Source organism: Rhodococcus sp. NPDC006774 (assembly GCF_040636045.1).
In the GTDB taxonomy this organism is placed as follows: domain Bacteria; phylum Actinomycetota; class Actinomycetes; order Mycobacteriales; family Mycobacteriaceae; genus Rhodococcoides.
The window spans coordinates 25,308-43,410 of record NZ_JBEYIW010000013.1 but is presented as its reverse complement, the minus strand read 5'-3'; the positions used below and the strand labels follow the sequence as shown (position 1 = coordinate 43,410).

The following is an 18,103-nucleotide window of genomic DNA, read 5'->3' as shown; positions in this document are numbered from 1 at the left end:
CACACCCTCAGGTCCCCGGAGGCCCGACCATGACCGCAACGTTCTCCACCCACGTCCTGCTCGACGTCGGTCGCGCCGAGGATCTCCCCGACGGCGAGGCCTTACGCGTCACCCCGGCCGGAGCACCGCCGATCGCGATCTTCAACGTCGAGGGTGAGTTCTTCGCCATCGACGACACCTGCACCCATCAGGACGCCTCACTGTCCGAAGGCTGGGTGGAAGGCTGCGCCGTCGAATGCCCGCTCCACACAGCATGTTTCGACCTACGCACCGGTGCCGCACTGGGCGCACCCGCGAAGATCCCCGTACGCACGCACGCCGTACACGTCGAGGACGGGGTCATCCGCATCGCGGTCACCCCGTGAAATCGGTGACCGTGGTCGGGGCCTCGCTCGCAGGACTGGCCGCAGCGCGGGCACTGCGCGATCAGGGCTTCGACGGCCGAATCACGATGATCGGCGACGAAGTGCACCTGCCGTACGACCGGCCGCCGCTGTCCAAGAGCTTTCTGCTCGGCGACGAATCCGCACTGCCCCTCGACATCGACGGCCTCGACGTCGAATGGCGTCTGGGTTACGCGGCGACGAGCCTGCCGGGAACCACGGTCTCGACCGCATCCGGGGATATCGGTGCCGATGCGGTGGTGATCGCAACGGGTGCCGCGGCCTGCCGCCTCCCCGGCACCGTCGGGATCGACGGGATTCATGTGCTCCGCAGCCTGGACGATGCCCGTGCGCTGCGGTCTTCGCTGTCGTCGGGAGTACGGGTCACGGTGGTCGGAGCCGGGTTCATCGGCAGCGAAGTAGCCTCCACTGCAGTCGGACTGGGCGCGTCGGTGACAGTTGTCGAGGCCTCGAAGACTCCGCTTGCCCGCGTGTTCGGTAGTGAACTGGGCTCACTGATCGCCGGGTGGCATCGAAACGCCGGTGCGACACTACTGACCGGAGTATCGGTGGCCGGATTCGTCGTCGAGGCGGGCCGGGTGCGTGCGGTGGAATTGGCGGACGGTTCCATGATCGAGTCCGACGTGGTCGTCCTCGGCGTCGGCTCGATGCCGAACGTCGGCTGGCTCGACGGATCCGGCTTGGAAATCCACGGCGGAGTGGTGACCGATCAGCGCGGTATCACCGCGAACCCGGCTGTCGTCGCCGTCGGTGACTGCGCTGCGGTGCGAGATGCCACCGGGGTGATTCGACGCGACGAACACTGGACCTCCGCCGCCACCCGACCTGCCGTCGCCGTCGAAGCGCTCCTCACCGGTGGGTCCACGAGGTTCACCGGACTGCCGTACGTGTGGTCGGACCAATACGCCGCACGAATCCAATTCGCCGGACATCACGGACCCGACTGCGTCGCCGACATAGTCGAGGGCGACCCCGCCACCGGACCCTTCGTCGCCATCTACCGACGCGATGATCACCCCGTCGCCGTGCTCGCGGTCTCCTCGCCGCGATCATTCGGCAAATGGCGCCGCCAGGTGGTCGATACCGCGAACCTGGTGACCTGAGCGTCCACAATTTCCCTCCGCCGACGGCATCGCGCTTCTCGAGCGAAATTGTGGACACTGACGACAGTTGGTCGATCCACTCTCGAACCGACTCCCCCGCCGCCGCTCACCCGCTCCCCAAGTCCACTCGATGTGACATTGACCCCCGAAAAGGCCACCGAATGTCACATTGAGTACCCACCAACGGGAACAATGGTGACGGAATACGGGAATCGATTGTCGACTTTGGGAGCAGCAATGACCGCGCTGGATGCAGTACGACGACGTTGGCCGAAGACGATGCCGTTGCAGCCGCTGCCGTCGGAGTCGTGGGCCAAGCAGGAGCCCACCTGGAAGGGTGCGAATCCGCAGGTCATCGAGTCTGCTTTGAAGCGTGCGAAGACGCGGACCTCCGGCAACTGGTTCGTGTTCGCTGCCAGTCGCGACGTCAAGGCCGACAAGCCGTTCGGCCGTTATGTGGGCACCACCGAATTGGTGGCCTGGCGTGACACTGCAGGCAAGGTCCACATCGGTCCGGGTGCGTGCCCGCATCTCGGTGCAGCGTTGGACACCGCGAAGATCGAGTGCGACACGTTGGTCTGCCGCTGGCACGGTCTCGCGCTCGGGCCGAAGGGCAAGCCCGGTTGGCGTCCGGTTCCCGCATTCGACGACGGGGTTCTGGTGTGGGTTCGGCTCGACGAGCTCGGCGGTGAGGAGCCGACGCCCGTGCCCGTGGTCCCGATCCGACCGCCTGCCTCGACCGCCATCGCCGGTGTGGTCACTCTCGTCGGCAAGTGCGAGCCCGACGACATCATCGCCAATCGACTCGACCCGTGGCACGGGGCGTGGTTCCACCCGTACTCGTTCGCTCGGCTGAAGGTGGTCGGCGCGCCGACCGAGATCGATGTACCCGAGGAAGACGATCGCTTTCTGGTCGACGTGACCTTCCGCGTCAGTCGCGGCATCGGAGTTCCGGTGCGGGCCGAGTTCGTCTGCCCCGGTCCCCGCACCATCGTCATGCGCATCCTCGACGGCGAAGGAGCGGGAAGCGTGGTCGAAACGCATGCGACGCCTCTGGCCCCCGCAGCCGACGGCACGCCTCGTACCGCCGTCATCGAGGCCACGATCGCGAGTTCGGATCGTCCGGGATTCCAGATGGCGCGCAAGGCATCCGGTCTCCTGCGGCCGGCGATGAACTTCACCGCTGCACGGTTGTGGAAGGACGATCTCGACTACGCCGAGCGACGCTACGAGTTGCGTTCGCAGGGCCGGGCCTGATCTAGCCTTCGACGAACTCGGCGAGTTGTGCGATGACGGTGCCCCAGCCGTCGTGGAAACCGTACTCCTCGTGCGTCTTTCGGTCTTCTTCGTTGCGGTGCATCACGTGGGCGTGGTACTCGGTCCCGTCGGGGTGGTCGGAGAGGGTGATCACCGCGGTCATGAACAGCTGCGGCGCCGGCCGCCACCCTTCGACGAGCGAGTTGGTGAACACGATGCGCTCACCGTCGTCGACGGCCAGGAAGCAGCCGTCGATATGGGGCTCGTAGGGACCGCCGGATTCGCTCATCGAGGTCCGGAATGCGCCACCGGGCTTCGGATCCCAACCGTCGACGCGACACAGCGCAGGCGCGGGAATCCACCATTTCTCGAACTTCGACGGGTCGGTCCACGCACTCCAGACTGCTGCGCGTGGAGCCTTGATGACTCGGGAGATGGTCAGATCCAGAGCCGGATCGATCGATGTCATTGCGGTTCACTTTCATTCGAGGTATGGGTGACGAAGTCTTCGAGGCGATCCGTCCGGGATTCCCAGACGGCCCGTTGTTCCTGCAGCCAGTGACCGGCAGCATCCAGGTTGGATCGCTCGATCGTGCACGCACGTACCCGGCCGACCTTGCGCGTACGGATCCAGCCACTGCGCTCGAGCAGATGAATGTGTTTCATGAACGACGGCAGAGTCATGTCGAACGGTTCGGCAAGCTCGCCCACGGTGGCCGGTCCGGATCCCAACCGGCTCAACACAGCCCGCCGGGTCGGGTCGGCCAGTGCCTGAAACACATCGTCGAGAACAGTCGAATACTGAGCCATAAGGCACAGTATCGCTCCAGTCATACTGAGCGCAAGAGCTGAGTATGGGAAGACGATGCAGCTCCGACCACACTAGGAGCCTTCGGCGAGATCCTTGAAGTACCGAGCAACGGGCCATCTCTGAAAGCCGCTCGCCTCGTACGCTGCTCGCGCCGGGGCGTGACCGGGATCATCACCGGTCTCGACCATGATCATCCGCAGTCCGGCTGCCTTCACCCTCTCGAACGATCCATTCATGAGCGCTCGTCCGATACCGTCTCGTTGCCGAGCTGGATCGACGACGAGGACATACACCTCACCCATGTCGTCCTCGGGGTGCAGTCGGGTGCAGACCCAGCCGATCGGACTGTCACCGTCCAGAGCAACGTCCACGTTCTCGGGTTCGCCGTCGAGCACGAGGGCCAGGTCGTCGTACTGCCGCGCCTGCCACCCCGAGGGATAGAAGCAGTCGTACACGAAGGACGGAACCGCCGAGTGCACCATCGGGAATACCGGTTCCCATGCGCGGAGCGACAACGCGAGCAGATCTGCACGGTACTGCGAGATGTAGGGCGCGATGGTCAACATCGGACCGAGTCTAGGTCGCGACGGTTGAACTCGGACATCGAATGTGCGACGGGCGGCGACTCGGTACGCCCGACCCCTACTGCGCCGCAGCACTATTGGACCTGAAAAAATTCTGAGAACCTTCGTGAAACCTCTTGGCACTCTCGGGGTCGGAGTGCTAATTTCTGTTCTGCACAGTTGAGGAGCGACTCACCACAGGGGTGAGCGCATCTGGGTACAGGAGGTGGTTGCTGTGCTTCGTTTCGATCCGTTCCGTGATGTCGATTCCCTCACGTCGGCAATGCTGGGTGCCTCTTCCGGTTCGGACCGCGCCCCGCGATTCATGCCGATGGACCTCTACAAAGTCGACGACCACTACGTGCTCAGTGCCGATCTACCCGGCATCGACCCCGGATCCATCGATGTCGACGTCGACCGCGGTACGTTGACACTCACCGCTCATCGATCCGCCCCGGAAAGCACTGGTGTGCAGTGGATTACCTCGGAGCGATTCGCCGGCACGTTCCGACGCCAGGTCTCTCTCGGTGACGGCGTCGATACCGAGCGCATCTCCGCGGCGTACGACAACGGCGTTCTGTCCATCACCATCCCCCTGGCCGAACGCGCGAAACCGCGCAAGATCGACATCACACACGCCGAGCAGAAGTCCATCGAACACGAGACGGCCTGAATCGAACCGACCACGACACGGCAGTGGGGGTGATGCGCAATGCAATCCGAGGCGGTGGTGTGGACGGAATCGACCGACCGTGAGCGCTGGTGGCGCACGGTGGTGGGCGTCGAGACGAGCATGAGGGAATGCTCGACGGCAGATGTACTCGATCAGTGTCGAGCCGAGCCTCTCGACGACGATCTCTACCCGCACACACAGCACGCAGCCTGACGAGAAGGGCCGGCACCGAGCATTCGGTGCCGGCCCTTCTCACCGGAAACATCTACAGAGACAACGAAAAGAATGCACTCGATGGATCGACCACGTAGTCCGCGAACGGCGGGCACTCGGCGAATCCATGCCGCGCATACAACCTGCGGGCGGCGGCGAAGTAGTCCTGAGTTCCCGTTTCCAGGCTCACCCGCCCGTACCCGCGTCGACGCGCGTCGTCGAGAACATGAACGAGCAGACTCGACGCCACACCGCGGCCCCGCGCCGCCCCCGTGGTCCGCATCGACTTCAGCTCACCATGATCGGGTGAAAGCTCCTTCAAGGCAACGATTCCCAGCAGTGCGTCCGCCTCCCAGGCAGTCCACACGGTGACGTCCGATCCGCGCAGGCCCGACAGATCGAGGGCGTGCACACTCTCGGCAGGCGAGGTGGCGTGCATGTCCGCGAGATGCTCGGTGAGCAGCGCATGCACGTGCGGACGCGACAGATCGTCGACCTCGATCCGCATGCCGGAACTCACCTGTTCATGAGCCTCTCGATGGCGTCGAACATCTTGAATCGTCCACTCGTCGGAACTGTTTCGATGTCGTGACCAGTGATGCCCCAGCTCGCCAACAGTGTGTTCGCGGCCTGCAGCCCGGTGGTGGCTGCACGTTCCATCAGCGCGACCGGCAGATCGATACGGATGCCGTCGCCCGCCAGTACCAGTGCGGGTTCGGGAGTACGGACGGTCGGCCGCTCGGCGAACGCACCGAGGCCGAACATCGGGCAGTCGTCGCGCCACTCGGATCGCTCGGCTATCACCTCTGCAGCAGCGGTTTCCGGATAGATCTCGTGCATCCGATCCATCAGCTGCTGCCGGGTGACCTCCTCGGAGTCCTCGGCGGCGTAGGCGTGCAGTTCGACGACGGAGCCACCGGTGCGGGCAGCCCACTGCGCGGCCTCGTCCTCGAATCGTTCGAGCACGCTGATGTTGTCGATCGGGGGCATGCCTCCGGTGCCGATGAAGGCGGGGCGGTCGGCGTTGACGGCCTTGCTCAACCAGACTCGGTGAACCAGGAACGGCGGTGTGTTCTGCAGCGCCGCAACCTGTTTGCGCCAATCGGGCGTACCCAGCTCTGGTGACTGCTCGAGCACTCGCTGCAATCCGGCGATGTCGGTGGCGAGCACCACCGCATCGGCGTCGATGATGCCGCCTGCGTCGACGCGGAACTTTCGCAACCCACCGCGGCTGATCTCGCCGCACGGAGTGGACGTTCTGATGTCGACTCCGAGCCCGGTGAGGTACTCCCCCAGCGGGTCCCACAGAGCCTGCGGATACGGGTCGCGTGGAACGTCGAAGATCAGGCCCTCGGAGGAGCCGAGGAAGTAGATGTGGAACATCATGGCCAGCTCGGCGGCAGACATCTTCTCGGGATCGGCGAAGAAGCTTCGGGAGAACACGCCGAACGCCAGATGCCGTGCTGCCTCGGGAAAGTTGATGTTGCGCAGAAACTCTGCGGCCGGAGTCGTGTCCAGCTCGTCGAACGTCTTCGGCACACTCACCGTCATCAACGGCAGTGCCGCGATGCCGTTGAGGTCGGTGAGGTCCTTCCACCGGAACGTCGGGCTGCGCTTGACGAACGCGAATGCATTGAGTGGCGGCGTATCGGGCAGGCCTTTGAATCCGTCGATCCGGCCGTCGCCATCGATCAGCGGGTAATCATCGACTGGGCGCAGCCGAGCCAACTCGGGGTCCGTGCGACGCAACAGGTTTCGGAGGTTGTAGTACTGCCGAAAGAACGCGTGGAAGCCGCGGCTCATGGTGGTGGGCGAGCCGTCCTCGAGCGTCGTGTCCCAGCCGCCGACGCGGCCACCTAGGTAGCTTTCGCGTTCGACCACGTGCACCTTCACGCCGCGCTCGGCCAGTGCGGTCGCAGCACTCAGGCCCGCGATTCCCCCGCCGACCACCACCACGTGCGGGACGTCCGCCAGCTGACCGGCATCGGAATATCCCTGCGCCGCAGCATGGGTGACCTTCTTGGAGTCGGTCAACGCTCTTCCTCCGTGGGACGAGAGCCGAGGAACGTGTGCACCACACCGTTCTGCCAACCGGTCATGGTCTCTCTGGCTACGCCGGTGTAGCCGGCTCGCTGCATCCGACGCATGAAGGCCGAGGCACCGTCGAAGGTCACGACACTGCGCCACAGGTGCCGGTACAGGGTGGCGTCGCGCGTCGCCAGCCAGCCCAGCGGAATGATGATGCCCCAGCTCACCACGTTCCAGGAGATCCTGGCCCGCAGCGAATCGTGCACCGAGTACTCGTGGAACGCGATGGTAGAGCCCGGACGCAGCAGTGACAGAAGCGATTTGAGCTCCGTGTCGGGGGCGTCCACATTCCGGATGAGGTAGGCGGCGAGAATCGCGTCGAACGGACCGTCCACCCCGTTGATCGCCAGATCTTCGACGCGTGAGTGCACGAACGTCACGTTCGACGGCCAGTCCTTGCTCCGTGCGACCTCGAGCATCTCGGCGGACGCGTCGGCGGCGACGATCTCGGCGTGCGGCGCGGCTTCGAGCAGCGCGGCAGTGGATGCGCCGGTGCCGCAACCGATGTCGAGCAGGCGCAGACCGGAACCGAGGTTCGGGATCCGTAGGCGCTTGGCCGACTTGAGCAGGTGGTCGTGGTAACCGGGGTTCGCTCCGACGAGTCGGTCGTACGCCTTGGCGCCGACATCGAATGCTCCGGGAACTTCGTTGCGCGGCAGTCCGCCCTTACCGACCTTCACAGTGCCTCTTCCTTGCTCACGCGGGCCGAGGGCCCACCCTGGACCGATACGACATCACCGTGCTGCAACTGCCGTCCGCGCCGCACATCGACGTCCCCGTTGACGCTCACCAGTCCGTCGGCGATGACGCTCTTCGCCTCGGCACCGGATTCGATGAGGTTGGCGAGCTTGAGGAACTGACCCAGTCTGATCGATTCGTCGCGGATGGGGACATCGTGTGCGTCGGACATGTCTCCATCCTGTACTAGCGAGCCGTTCGCTGCTACCAACCGTTCACATCGACGAACGGAACCGGCGCAACCGCAGGCTGTTGCTCACCACGAACACCGAGGACAACGCCATCGCGGCACCGGCGAGCATAGGGTTGAGCAGGCCCGCAGCGGCCAGCGGCACGGCAGCGACGTTGTAGGCGAAGGCCCAGAACAGGTTGCCCTTGATCGTGGTCAGTGTGCGTCGGGAGAGCCGGATGGCGTCGCCCACTGCCCGCAGATCACCGCGCACCAACGTCAGGTCGCTGGCCTCGATCGCCACATCGGTGCCGGTACCCATGGCAAGCCCCAGATCGGCCGTGGCCAGCGCGGCCGCGTCGTTGATGCCGTCGCCGACCATCGCCACGACCTTGCCCGACGCCTGCAACTCGCGGACGGCATCGACCTTGCCCGTCGGCAGGACGCCTGCGATGACCTGGTCGATTCCCACCTCGGCGGCGATCGTGCGCGCAGCGGCCTCGTTGTCTCCGGTGAGCATGACGGGAGTCAGTCCGAGTGCCCGTAGTTCCGCGACGGCCTGCTTCGACGTCGGCTTGACCGAATCGGAGACCACCAGCACTCCGCGAGCCCTGCCGTCCCAGCCGAGCGCGACGGCGGTGCGGCCCTGACGTTCCGCGGTCTCGAATGCATCGGCCAGTTCCGACGGCAGCGGCATCGACCAGTCGGCCAGCAGTGAACGACGGCCGATCACCGCAGCGCGACCGTCCACGACACCCTGCACTCCGAGGCCGTCGAGGCTGGTGAATTCCTCGACGCTCATGGACTGTGCCGAACCCGCGATGGCGCGGGCGATGGGGTGCTCCGAACCCGACTCCAATGACGCCGCCACGGCACGGACCACGTCCTCGTCCTCGCCGTCGGCCACGTGCACCGACTGCAGGGTCATCTCCCCGGTCGTGACGGTGCCGGTCTTGTCGAGGACGACGGTATCGACCCGGCGTGTGGATTCGAGGATCTCCGGGCCCTTGATCAGGATGCCGAGCTGCGCCGCCCGTCCGGTGCCGACCATCAGTGCGGTGGGTGTGGCCAATCCGAGCGCGCACGGGCACGCGATGATGAGCACCGCGACTGCAGCGGTGAACGCGCCTGCCGCGGAACTGCCTGCACCGAGCCAGAATCCGAGTGTCGCGACCGAGATCGCGCTGACGATCGGCACGAAGATCCCGGAGATGCGATCGGCCAAGCGCTGCGCCTGCGCCTTGCCGGTCTGGGCGTCCTCGACGGCCTTCGCCATCTGGGCGAGCTGAGTGTCGGCACCGATTCGCTGTGCTCGCACGGTGATTCGGCCACCGACGTTGAGCGTCGCACCGACCACGGCGTCGCCGACGCCGACTTCCTCGGGCACGGATTCGCCGGTCAGCATCGATCGGTCGACGGCCGAGGATCCACTCTCGACGGTGCCGTCGGTGGCCACCTTCTCGCCAGGACGAACGACGAACACATCGCCGACGGCCAACTGCTCGATCGAAATCTGTTGTTCCTTACCGTCTTTCAGGACAGCAACAGTCTTGGCACCGAGGTCCATCAGGGCGCGCAACGCCGCACCGGCCTGGCGCTTGGATCGGCTCTCGAACCATCGCCCGGCCAGAATGAAAGTGGTCACGCCCGCCGCGGCCTCGAGATAGATGTTGCTCGCCCCGTCCATTCGAGCGATCGTGAACTCGAACGGATGCGTCATGCCGGGCGTGCCTGCGGTACCGAAGAACAGTGCGTACAGCGACCACCCCAACGCCGCGAGGGTGCCCATGCTGACGAGGGTGTCCATGGTCGAGGTGCCGTGCCGCAGGTTGGTCCATGCGGCACGGTGGAACGGCAGCGCGCCCCACACGACCACGGGTGCGGCGAGGGTCAACGACAACCACTGCCAGTTGGTGAACTGCAACGCCGGAATCATCGCCATTGCGATCACCGGCACGCTGAGCACCGCCGAGACGATCAATCGCTGGTTCAGTGGGTCGATCGGAAGCTCGTCGGCCGGTTCGGCCGCGGGCAGAGTGGCGGTGTAGCCGGCCGCCTCGACGGCCGCGATGAGGTCCTCGGTGGCCACGCCGTCACTGGTGACGCGCGCCTTCTCGGTGGCGTAGTTGACCGTCGCCGATACCCCGTCGAGCTTGTTGAGCTTGCGTTCGATGCGGTTGGCGCACGAAGCGCAGGTCATGCCGCCCAGGATCAGTTCGGTTTCCTGGCTCATGCCTGTCCCTCCTGTACCTCGATGGTGAATTCGGCTGTGTGCACGACGCCCCCGTGCTGAAAGTCCAGATAGAGCGCGTACGTCCCCGCGGTCGGCGCGGAGACGGTGAAGTCGACCGTCGGCCCCGGTGGCCCGTCCTCGGGGTGAACGTGCAGGTAGGCGAGGTCGTCGGCGCGTAGGGCCACCAGGTGTCCGTAGGCACCGAGGTACGGCTCGAGGTCGGTGACCTCGCGACCGTCCTGCTCGATCGTCAGGGAAACGGTGGAGTTCGTCCCCGCGGTGACCGCACCGGCGAGCGTCACGTCGTAACCGTCGACCCTCGATGTCACATTCGGTGTACTCAGGGGCTGCGGCCGATAGTCGCCGGGAACGGTGAGCTCCGCTCCCAGGGTGATGTTCTCGCCACCGGCCGGGGTGAAGTCGGCGAACAGACGATAAGGCCCGGGCCGGGTGAGATCGAGAGCCGTCGACCATGTTCCCGACACGTTGCGCGTCGGATGTACGTGCTGGAAGTCGGTCAGATCGCGCCGAACGACGATGAGGTGCAGTTCCTCGGTGTGCATGACGTCGTAGTCGATCAGTGCCGCCCCGTCCGGTCCGCTGATCGTGAAGGCGACCGGTACCTCGGGTCCGGACTCGGTGACGGAACGATCGAGAGACAGTGTGTAGCCGTCCTGGGTGGCCTGCAGCCCGGCAGGCACTGCGGCCGGTGCGGCCGTCTCGTCGTGCGCGTCGTGGCCGTTGTGTGACGCGACTGCGGTCGCCTGGGCGTCGGGTCCGATCTTGTCCCCGACGAACAGCGCCGCCAGGAACAGGAACGCGATCCCGACGACAAATCCGAGGAGTTTGGTTGGTGCGTCGAGTTCCTGCCGTTCCGAGTTCACAGCGCTACCCTACCCCCCCAGGGTATCTAGGCGGTAGTTCCGAGTGCCAACTTGTAGCCGACGTGGGAGTCGACGAAGCCGAGACGGCTGTAGAAGCGGTGGGCGTCCGTTCGACTGGCGTCGGACGTCAACTGCACCAAAGCGCACCCACGCCGCTCGGCTTCCGCGATCGCCCACCTGATCAGCGCACCGCCGAGTCCCCGGCCACGCCACCGCGCGTCCACCCGAACCGCTTCGATCTGCGCCCGCAGTGCGCCCCCTCGCGCCAGCCCGGGAACGAGGGTCAGCTGCAGCGTTGCCACCACCGCGTCACCGTGCACCACCACTACCTGCAGGTTTCGGGGATCCGAGTAGATGTCCTCGAACGCAGCGCGATACCGATCCATGTCGTCGGCGGACTCCCGCGTGACACCCAGCGGGTCGTCGACCAGCAAGGCCACGATCGACTCCAGGTCCGACGCCACCGCCTCACGCACAACGCACGTCGACCCGTCGGGCAGGTCGAATTCCATCGATGTCATTTGGGGTCGAAAAGCCATGCGTACGACGGTAAATGACGCGGTTTGTAACGCGAACGACCCGACCGACGAAATCCCGGGTAACCCACTGGCAACTGCAGTCGGGAAAAATCGGTTCGGGCCGTGAGCGATGGGGATCGAAAACATGAATGTTGGCAAGTCGAAGCGTGCGCGCGTTGCGTTGAGCGCGTTCGCGATCGGAGCCCTCGGTGCCGGAGTAGTCGTCGCCGCACCGTGGTCGACTCCGTCCACGACCACCGAAGCATCGATCGAACTGGTCTCGACGGCCACCTGCTACGACATGGTGAGCATCGCGATCGGCGGCCGCGGCGACACCCCGCGCGAGGGCGTCAAGTGGCTCACCACCCCCGAGGGCGAGCGGCTCCCCGCAGCGATGTCCGGTGACTACTCCAGCGACTGGATCGACCAGGCCGTGCGCGCCCCCAACAACGGCAACGTGGTTCCGGACTCTTACGCCGCGGTGTACGTCGAGTACCCGGCCGACCTGGCGAGCTACGAGAACGCCGTGCAGACCGGCGTCACCAACTCGCAGACCATCATGAGGACGATCTCGGCGTCCTGCCCCGACACCAGATTCGCCATCGTCGGCTACAGCGAGGGCGCAGACGTTGCCCGCCGCACCGCGATGGAGGTCGGCAACCAGGTTGTGTCCGCCGACGGCACCTACGGAATCGTCGACCCCAACCAGGTCGTCGGTGTCGTCATCTTCGCCGACGCAGGCCGCGTCGCCGGGGAGGGCCCGTTCCCCGGAGCCGAGAACCCGTTCGGTAACCCGGACGGCTTCGACACCCAGTACCAGAACGGCAACAACGCGGTCTCCGGCCAGGGCGCACTCCCCGGTACGTCCGGCGGATTCGGCGCACTCGACGGCCGAGTGGCGTCCTTCTGCTCCGACGGCGACCTCACCTGCGCACTCCCCGCCAACACGTCACTGATTCACCTGGCCGCCAACGTCGGTCGCCAGGTCAACGCCGACGCGCTGCAGAACGAGAACCTCACTCCCGCCACCGGTGCAGATCTCGCACTGGCCCTGGGACGCATCGCAGTCAACGCCTTCAACGAGATCGCATCGCAGCCCAACTGGATGCAGAGCGACGAGACCTTCCTCGACGTGCTGATCAAGGTCTCCGAGCCCGACTACAAGCCCGGCACAGTGACGACCCCCGTCTCGGCGAAGGTCGACGGCGAACAGGAGCCGATCGAGACCGGTCAGATGGTCGACCTGGTGTACCTGCCGCAGAAGATCTTCAAGGAGATCACCGGCTTCATCTCCTCGAACCAGAACACGATCCCCGTCGTGATGAACGACCCGTACGGCCTCACCCTGGCACCCGGATCGGGACACCACTTCGACTACTGGCGCGACGCCGATGCCGCCAACGGCAAGCCGCTGACCTCGGTGCAGTACGCCGCGGCATGGCTGACCGAACTGGCGGAGGAAGCCAACCGGGGCGAGCCGGTGAAGACCAAGGCAGTTCAGGAGAAGGCCGGACGCGCAGCGATCGAAACGATCGTCGCACCGGTGACCACGTCGGCAACGGCAACTCCGAAGGCCACGACGACCGCACCGGCAACCTCGACCCCCGTCGTGACGACCACCGTTCCGGCTGCACCCGCACCCGTCACCACCGCCGAGACGCCGGCACCCGCCGTCGTCACGACGACCCCCGAGTGCACGATCCCCGTCGAGGGTGAGACGCCGGTCGAGGGAGCACCGCCGGTCTGCGTCACCGCGACCGACACGGCTACCGAGACAGCTCCGGAGACCGTCGTTCCGACCACGACGACGGCAGTCCCGGCACCCTAGGTGAACGGAACTTCGTAGCCCGCTACGAGGTTCCGCTCACGACGGCAGGCCTGCGCATCAGCACCGCGCAGGCACCCGTCACCACTGCTACGACCACGAGCCCGGCCACCGACAACACCAGGTGGTCGGGCTCGCTCGTGCGCGTGGCGACTGCCTCGTCCGAAGACAGGCCCGGCTGATAACTCGCGGCATACACCACCACCGGCAGAGTCATGGTGAACAGCACAGGCAGCGAGAGCGCCAGAGAGCCCGGCGACGTCGCGAGAGCCGACACCACCACGTACGCGGCGACCAACGGCAGGGCGAATTCCGATCCCGTCGGCACCTCGGCATAGCCCCCGATCACGCCCGCAACGGCGATGACGAACAGCCCGCCCAGCCCGATGTACAGCTGCGGCCAGCGGTAGCCGAGGCCCGCTCCGACGATCAGCAGACCCACGCTCAGAGCCAACTGCGCACTGTCACCGGCAGCGAAGCCGAACGAGCCGATCCCAGCCGACGATGACGCGAACAGGACCAGCAGCAGCCGTCCGTCGCGCCCGGGCAGAAGGAACGACGCCACCAGCGCGATGGCCGTCATACCGGCAAGTGCACCGAGCCAGAGGGCATCCCCACCGTCGTGGCCGCCGGCGAACCAACTCAGAACACCGGCAGCCACAGGCAGCGGAAGGCCGACCAGCAGAGTTCGTCGGGTCTCGTACGGCTGTAGTTCTTGATTGCGGTACGCCAGGAACAGTGCGATCGCCGCGGCCGAGGCCACGATCACCATGACGATCGCCCGCTCCGGAACCACTGCGTCCTCGGCACCGACGACATCCCACACGAACACGGGACCGTCGTCGGCTTGCAGCAGGGCATCGAGCGCTTTACCGAGAAGACCGGCTCCGACAGCGGCGACGACCAGCGATGCCTGCGCACCGCGATGTCGCCCCGCCAGCAGGGCGGACGCGCCGAGCAGTGCACCTGCTCCCACTGCGCCGGCCCAGTCTCCAAACATTCCGGTCACCATGCCGACTGTCCGGAACACGACGACCAGTACTGCTCCGATCGCCACGACGAGCACACCCCGTGCACTCGAACGCGCGAGCACGACGCTCACCAGGCAGGCGGTCAGTGCGAGGACAGTGAGCCCGTTGACGATCGTTGCCGGTGAACCGAATTCGGCCGTGCTGCTCAGCAGGGAGTCGAGCGGTCGGACATCACTGATCGCATAGCCGACGACGAAGCCGGCGAGGATCATCGACAGTACTTTCATACTGCCGATCATGCCGTCAGCCGAACTTCACTCCCTGTGCCAGGGGCAGTTCGTTGGAGTAGTTGACCGTGTTCGTGGCCCGCCGCATGTAGGCCTTCCATGCGTCCGAACCGGATTCGCGGCCCCCACCGGTTTCCTTCTCGCCGCCGAAGGCTCCGCCGATCTCGGCGCCGGAGGGTCCGATGTTGACGTTGGCGATGCCGCAGTCCGAGCCGGCAGCGGACAGGAAGCGCTCCGCCTCACGCAGGTCGGTGGTGAAGATCGACGACGAAAGACCCTGCGGCACATCGTTGTGCAGTGCGATGGCCTCGTCGAGGGTCTCGTATGTCAGCACGTACATGATGGGCGCGAACGTCTCGTGCTTGACGATGTCGGTCTGCGCGGGCATCGTCACGATCGCGGGCTGAACATAGAACGAGTACTCGTCGACCACGTCGACCCGCTCGCCGCCGACCACCACTGTTCCGCCGTCGGACACCGCAGCCTCGAGAGCCTTCTGATACCCCGCGAACGCACCGGCATCGATGAGCGGACCCACCAGAGTGTCACTGGCCAAGGGAGATCCGATCGAGAGCGTCTCGTAGGCCGCGACCAGCTTGCCGACCAACTCGTCCGCTACGGAGGAATGCACGATGACGCGTCGGAGCGAGGTGCACCGCTGCCCTGCCGTCCCGGCGGCCGAGAACACCAGACCACGCGTGGTCAGATCGAGATCGGCCGACGGCGTCACGATCGCTGCGTTGTTTCCGCCGAGTTCGAGCAACACTCGGCCGAATCGCTCGGCGACACGCGGTGCGACGGCACGTCCCATCCTCGTCGAGCCGGTTGCCGAGACCAACGCAACTCGCGAATCGTCCACCAGCGCTTCGCCGGACGCGCGATCACCGATCACCAGCTGCGCGATCTTGGGGTCCACTCCGGCTGCGGCGGCGGCGCGCTCGAACAGCGCCTGCACTCCGACGGCCGTCAGCGGAGTCTTCTCCGACGGCTTCCAGATGACCGTGTCTCCCGCGACGAGAGCGAGAGCGGTATTCCAACTCCACACCGCAACAGGGAAATTGAATGCGGTGATGACGCCGACGACACCGAGCGGATGCCACTGCTCCATCATGCGATGCCCGGGGCGTTCGGTGGCGATCGTGTTGCCGTACAACTGACGGGAGAGTCCGACGGCGAAGTCGCAGATGTCGATCATCTCCTGCACCTCGCCGAGTCCCTCGGAGACGATCTTCCCGGCCTCGATGGACACCAGCGCGCCCAGATCCTCCTTGTGTACGCGCAGCAGTTCACCGAGTTCCCGAATCACCTGACCACGTACGGGAGCCGGCACCTGCGACCACGACACGAACGCGGTGCGAGCGTCGGCGACGACGGTCTCGACATCGGCCGCCGAGGCCGACGCCAGCGACGCCAGGTTCCCACCGGTGATCGGCGAGCGCGCGATGATCGCGTCCGGTCCCGCGGGGGCGTCGAGCGCGATCGTGGCACCCAGCCGGTCGAGGATCGCGCGAGTGCGCACACTCAACTCGTCGTGGGTGATGGATGCAGACATGCGCGTACACCTTCCGTGAAGAGAACCGAACTGTCGGAGATGAGCCTACCGATGACGGTCACAACCGTATAATTTCCTGTCATATGGACTTGCTTACGGAATTTTAACGCGTATGTTCGACCACATGACGCAAGTATTACAGCGCACAGGCGCGACCATCGACGCCTCGACGGTCCGCGAGGTGATCGGCGAGCACCTACTGGCCGACGGTTTCGAGCTGGTTCTCGACCTCGACGCCTCGACCGGCTCCACACTGGTCGACGCCAGGGACGGCACCCGCTACCTCGACCTGTTCACGTTCTTCGCGTCCAACGCGCTGGGCATGAACCATCCCGCCCTGATCGACGACCCGGAGTTTCGGGCCGATCTGATGCAGGCGGCGATGAACAAGCCGAGCAACTCCGACATCTACACCGTGCCCATGGCCCGATTCGTCGACACGTTCGCGCGGGTCCTCGGTGACGCTCGCCTGCCCCACCTGTTCTTCGTGGAGGGCGGCGCGTTGGCGGTGGAGAACGCGTTGAAGGTGGCGTTCGACTGGAAGTCACGCTGGAACGAAAGTCATGGTCTCGACCCGTCACTGGGCTCCCAGGTGATGCACTTCGAGCATGCGTTCCACGGGCGCTCGGGCTACACGATGTCGCTCACCAACACCGACCCGAACAAGGTTGCCCGCTTCCCGAAATTCGACTGGCCGCGCATCCCGTCCCCGTTCATCCGATCCGACGCGAACATGGACGAACTCGAGGACGCATCGTTGGCGGCGGCTCGGGTGGCGTTCGAGGCCAATCCGCACGACATCGCTTGTGCCATCATCGAACCCATCCAGGGCGAGGGTGGAGATCACCACTTCCGGCCTCGCTTCCTGCAGAAGCTACGGGAGCTCTGCCACGAGTTCGACGCACTGTTCGTGATGGACGAAGTGCAGACCGGAGCCGGAATGACCGGCACCGCATGGGCATTCCAGCAGCTCGACGTCGTCCCCGATGTCGTGGCCTTCGGCAAGAAGGTTCAGGTCTGCGGGGTCATGGCCGGCGGTCGCGTCGACGACATCGACGACAACGTCTTCGCTGTCAGCTCCCGCATCAACTCCACGTGGGGTGGGAACCTCACCGACATGGTGCGGTCGCGTCGAATCCTGGAGGTCGTCGAATCCGAGAAGCTCATCTCTCGTGCCGGTGAACTCGGAGCTGTACTGCTGAACCGGTTGCAGGAGTTGGCAACTCGACACACGGTTGTGTCCGAGGTCCGTGGCCGCGGTCTGATGTGCGCCTTCTCCCTACCCGACGCCTCCACCCGCGACCGCGTGATCGAGCTGTTGCGTACCGAGGAACGTGTACTGGCGCTCGGCTGCGGCGATGCGGCAGTGCGATTCCGACCTGCCCTGACCATCACCGAAGCCGAACTGACACAGGCAGTCGACTCCATCGACCGGGTGCTGAGCATGCTCTAGCGCTCGGGCTCGATGTCCTTCTGCACCAACTGAATCTGTGACGTCGGAATGACACCGGGACGAAAGTAGAAGTTCTCCGGCGACTGCACGAGATCACCGTCTTCGACGCCACTGACTTCCCAGACATCGACCGGTCCACCGGTGTTGTTCATGCCCACGAACCAATCACGTTCCCACACATCGGCCGCCAGAAAGCAACCTTCCTGCTCGGGCCGGTGGCTACCGGCAATACCGCGAGCGGCACCCATGCGACGCCAGTCGAGTCCGTGCCGCCGAATCGACTCGCGATTGAGCACCGAGGTCACGTGATAGCGAATGGTCATCGGCAAAAAATAGCAACGGCAACACGTCGGGTACAGCG

At 65.4% G+C, this 18,103-nt stretch carries 20 protein-coding genes; 7 read left to right on the top strand and 13 right to left on the bottom strand.

Translation table 11 applies throughout. The annotated features are described in order from the left end of the window. Positions 1 to 29 precede the first annotated feature (29 nt). The 3 genes from ABZ677_RS19215 (at position 30) to ABZ677_RS19205 (ending at position 2,764) form a co-directional block, all read left to right on the top strand. Positions 30 to 365, top strand: coding sequence for a bifunctional 3-phenylpropionate/cinnamic acid dioxygenase ferredoxin subunit (locus tag ABZ677_RS19215; protein ID WP_358372204.1), 336 nt, complete (start codon positions 30 to 32; stop codon positions 363 to 365). Beyond that, positions 362 to 1,507, top strand: coding sequence for an FAD-dependent oxidoreductase (locus ABZ677_RS19210; protein WP_358372201.1), 1,146 nt, complete (start codon positions 362 to 364; stop codon positions 1,505 to 1,507). Before ABZ677_RS19215 ends, ABZ677_RS19210 begins: the two co-directional genes overlap by 4 nt. A gap of 237 nt (positions 1,508 to 1,744) precedes the next feature. Beyond that, a complete protein-coding gene (locus tag ABZ677_RS19205) occupies positions 1,745 to 2,764 on the top strand; it encodes a DUF5914 domain-containing protein (RefSeq protein ID WP_358372199.1) in 1,020 nt (339 codons plus the stop codon). A gap of 1 nt (position 2,765) precedes the next feature. Here ABZ677_RS19205 and ABZ677_RS19200 read toward each other — a convergent pair whose 3' ends face one another. The 3 genes from ABZ677_RS19200 to ABZ677_RS19190 form a co-directional block, all read right to left on the bottom strand. Further along, positions 2,766 to 3,233 carry an SRPBCC family protein gene (locus ABZ677_RS19200; protein ID WP_358372196.1) on the bottom strand — a complete coding sequence of 156 codons (468 nt, stop codon included), beginning with the start codon at positions 3,231 to 3,233 and terminating at the stop codon, positions 2,766 to 2,768. Then, complete coding sequence (locus ABZ677_RS19195) at positions 3,230 to 3,574, bottom strand: metalloregulator ArsR/SmtB family transcription factor (RefSeq protein ID WP_037195431.1); 345 nt, start codon at positions 3,572 to 3,574, stop codon at positions 3,230 to 3,232. The genes ABZ677_RS19200 and ABZ677_RS19195 overlap by 4 nt, the downstream gene beginning before the upstream one ends. Before the next feature lie 72 nt (positions 3,575 to 3,646). Next, complete coding sequence (locus ABZ677_RS19190; RefSeq protein WP_358372194.1) at positions 3,647 to 4,141, bottom strand: GNAT family N-acetyltransferase; 495 nt, start codon at positions 4,139 to 4,141, stop codon at positions 3,647 to 3,649. 232 nt (positions 4,142 to 4,373) lie between these two features. Here ABZ677_RS19190 and ABZ677_RS19185 point away from each other — a divergent pair, with 232 nt between their 5' ends. After that, positions 4,374 to 4,811, top strand: a complete 438-nt coding sequence (locus tag ABZ677_RS19185) for an Hsp20/alpha crystallin family protein (protein ID WP_094632239.1) — start codon at positions 4,374 to 4,376, stop codon at positions 4,809 to 4,811. A gap of 39 nt (positions 4,812 to 4,850) precedes the next feature. Continuing rightward, positions 4,851 to 5,024, top strand: coding sequence for a hypothetical protein (locus ABZ677_RS19180; RefSeq protein WP_170945845.1), 174 nt, complete (start codon positions 4,851 to 4,853; stop codon positions 5,022 to 5,024). A gap of 52 nt (positions 5,025 to 5,076) precedes the next feature. On the opposite strand, the gene ABZ677_RS19175 is transcribed toward ABZ677_RS19180, so the two are convergent. Genes ABZ677_RS19175 through ABZ677_RS19145 form a run of 7 tightly spaced genes read right to left on the bottom strand, consistent with a single transcriptional unit; the run spans position 5,077 to position 11,675 of the window. Further along, a complete protein-coding gene (locus ABZ677_RS19175) occupies positions 5,077 to 5,532 on the bottom strand; it encodes a GNAT family N-acetyltransferase (protein ID WP_358372190.1) in 456 nt (151 codons plus the stop codon). Positions 5,533 to 5,540: 8 nt separating this feature from the next. Further along, positions 5,541 to 7,058 carry an NAD(P)/FAD-dependent oxidoreductase gene (locus tag ABZ677_RS19170; RefSeq protein WP_358372186.1) on the bottom strand — a complete coding sequence of 506 codons (1,518 nt, stop codon included), beginning with the start codon at positions 7,056 to 7,058 and terminating at the stop codon, positions 5,541 to 5,543. Further along, the gene (locus tag ABZ677_RS19165) at positions 7,055 to 7,792 is read right to left on the bottom strand and encodes a class I SAM-dependent methyltransferase (RefSeq protein ID WP_358372183.1); all 738 of its coding nucleotides are present in this window, start codon (positions 7,790 to 7,792) and stop codon (positions 7,055 to 7,057) included. Before ABZ677_RS19165 ends, ABZ677_RS19170 begins: the two co-directional genes overlap by 4 nt. Next, entirely contained in the window at positions 7,789 to 8,022 is a 234-nt protein-coding gene (locus ABZ677_RS19160) for an RNA-binding S4 domain-containing protein (protein ID WP_358372180.1), read from the bottom strand. Before ABZ677_RS19160 ends, ABZ677_RS19165 begins: the two co-directional genes overlap by 4 nt. Before the next feature lie 43 nt (positions 8,023 to 8,065). Then, complete coding sequence (locus tag ABZ677_RS19155; protein ID WP_358372178.1) at positions 8,066 to 10,252, bottom strand: heavy metal translocating P-type ATPase; 2,187 nt, start codon at positions 10,250 to 10,252, stop codon at positions 8,066 to 8,068. Then, a complete protein-coding gene (locus tag ABZ677_RS19150) occupies positions 10,249 to 11,136 on the bottom strand; it encodes a hypothetical protein (protein WP_358372175.1) in 888 nt (295 codons plus the stop codon). Before ABZ677_RS19150 ends, ABZ677_RS19155 begins: the two co-directional genes overlap by 4 nt. A 26-nt stretch (positions 11,137 to 11,162) precedes the next feature. Further along, positions 11,163 to 11,675, bottom strand: a complete 513-nt coding sequence (locus tag ABZ677_RS19145) for a GNAT family N-acetyltransferase (protein WP_358372172.1) — start codon at positions 11,673 to 11,675, stop codon at positions 11,163 to 11,165. A 124-nt stretch (positions 11,676 to 11,799) separates the two neighbouring features. Between ABZ677_RS19145 and ABZ677_RS19140 the strand changes: the two genes are divergently transcribed. Further along, positions 11,800 to 13,482, top strand: a complete 1,683-nt coding sequence (locus tag ABZ677_RS19140; protein ID WP_358372170.1) for a cutinase family protein — start codon at positions 11,800 to 11,802, stop codon at positions 13,480 to 13,482. Between the two features lie 22 nt (positions 13,483 to 13,504). Here the strand turns inward: ABZ677_RS19140 and ABZ677_RS19135 are convergent, their stop codons facing one another. Then, positions 13,505 to 14,737: a hypothetical protein gene (locus tag ABZ677_RS19135; RefSeq protein ID WP_358372167.1), complete on the bottom strand. Its 1,233-nt coding sequence runs from the start codon at positions 14,735 to 14,737 to the stop codon at positions 13,505 to 13,507. A gap of 16 nt (positions 14,738 to 14,753) precedes the next feature. Then, entirely contained in the window at positions 14,754 to 16,289 is a 1,536-nt protein-coding gene (locus tag ABZ677_RS19130; RefSeq protein WP_358372165.1) for an aldehyde dehydrogenase family protein, read from the bottom strand. A 124-nt stretch (positions 16,290 to 16,413) separates the two neighbouring features. Between ABZ677_RS19130 and lat the strand changes: the two genes are divergently transcribed. After that, positions 16,414 to 17,742, top strand: a complete 1,329-nt coding sequence (gene lat, locus ABZ677_RS19125; protein WP_358372162.1) for an L-lysine 6-transaminase — start codon at positions 16,414 to 16,416, stop codon at positions 17,740 to 17,742. Here lat and ABZ677_RS19120 read toward each other — a convergent pair. After that, positions 17,739 to 18,065: a hypothetical protein gene (locus ABZ677_RS19120; RefSeq protein WP_358372160.1), complete on the bottom strand. Its 327-nt coding sequence runs from the start codon at positions 18,063 to 18,065 to the stop codon at positions 17,739 to 17,741. The genes lat and ABZ677_RS19120 overlap by 4 nt on opposite strands. Positions 18,066 to 18,103: the final 38 nt, after the last annotated feature.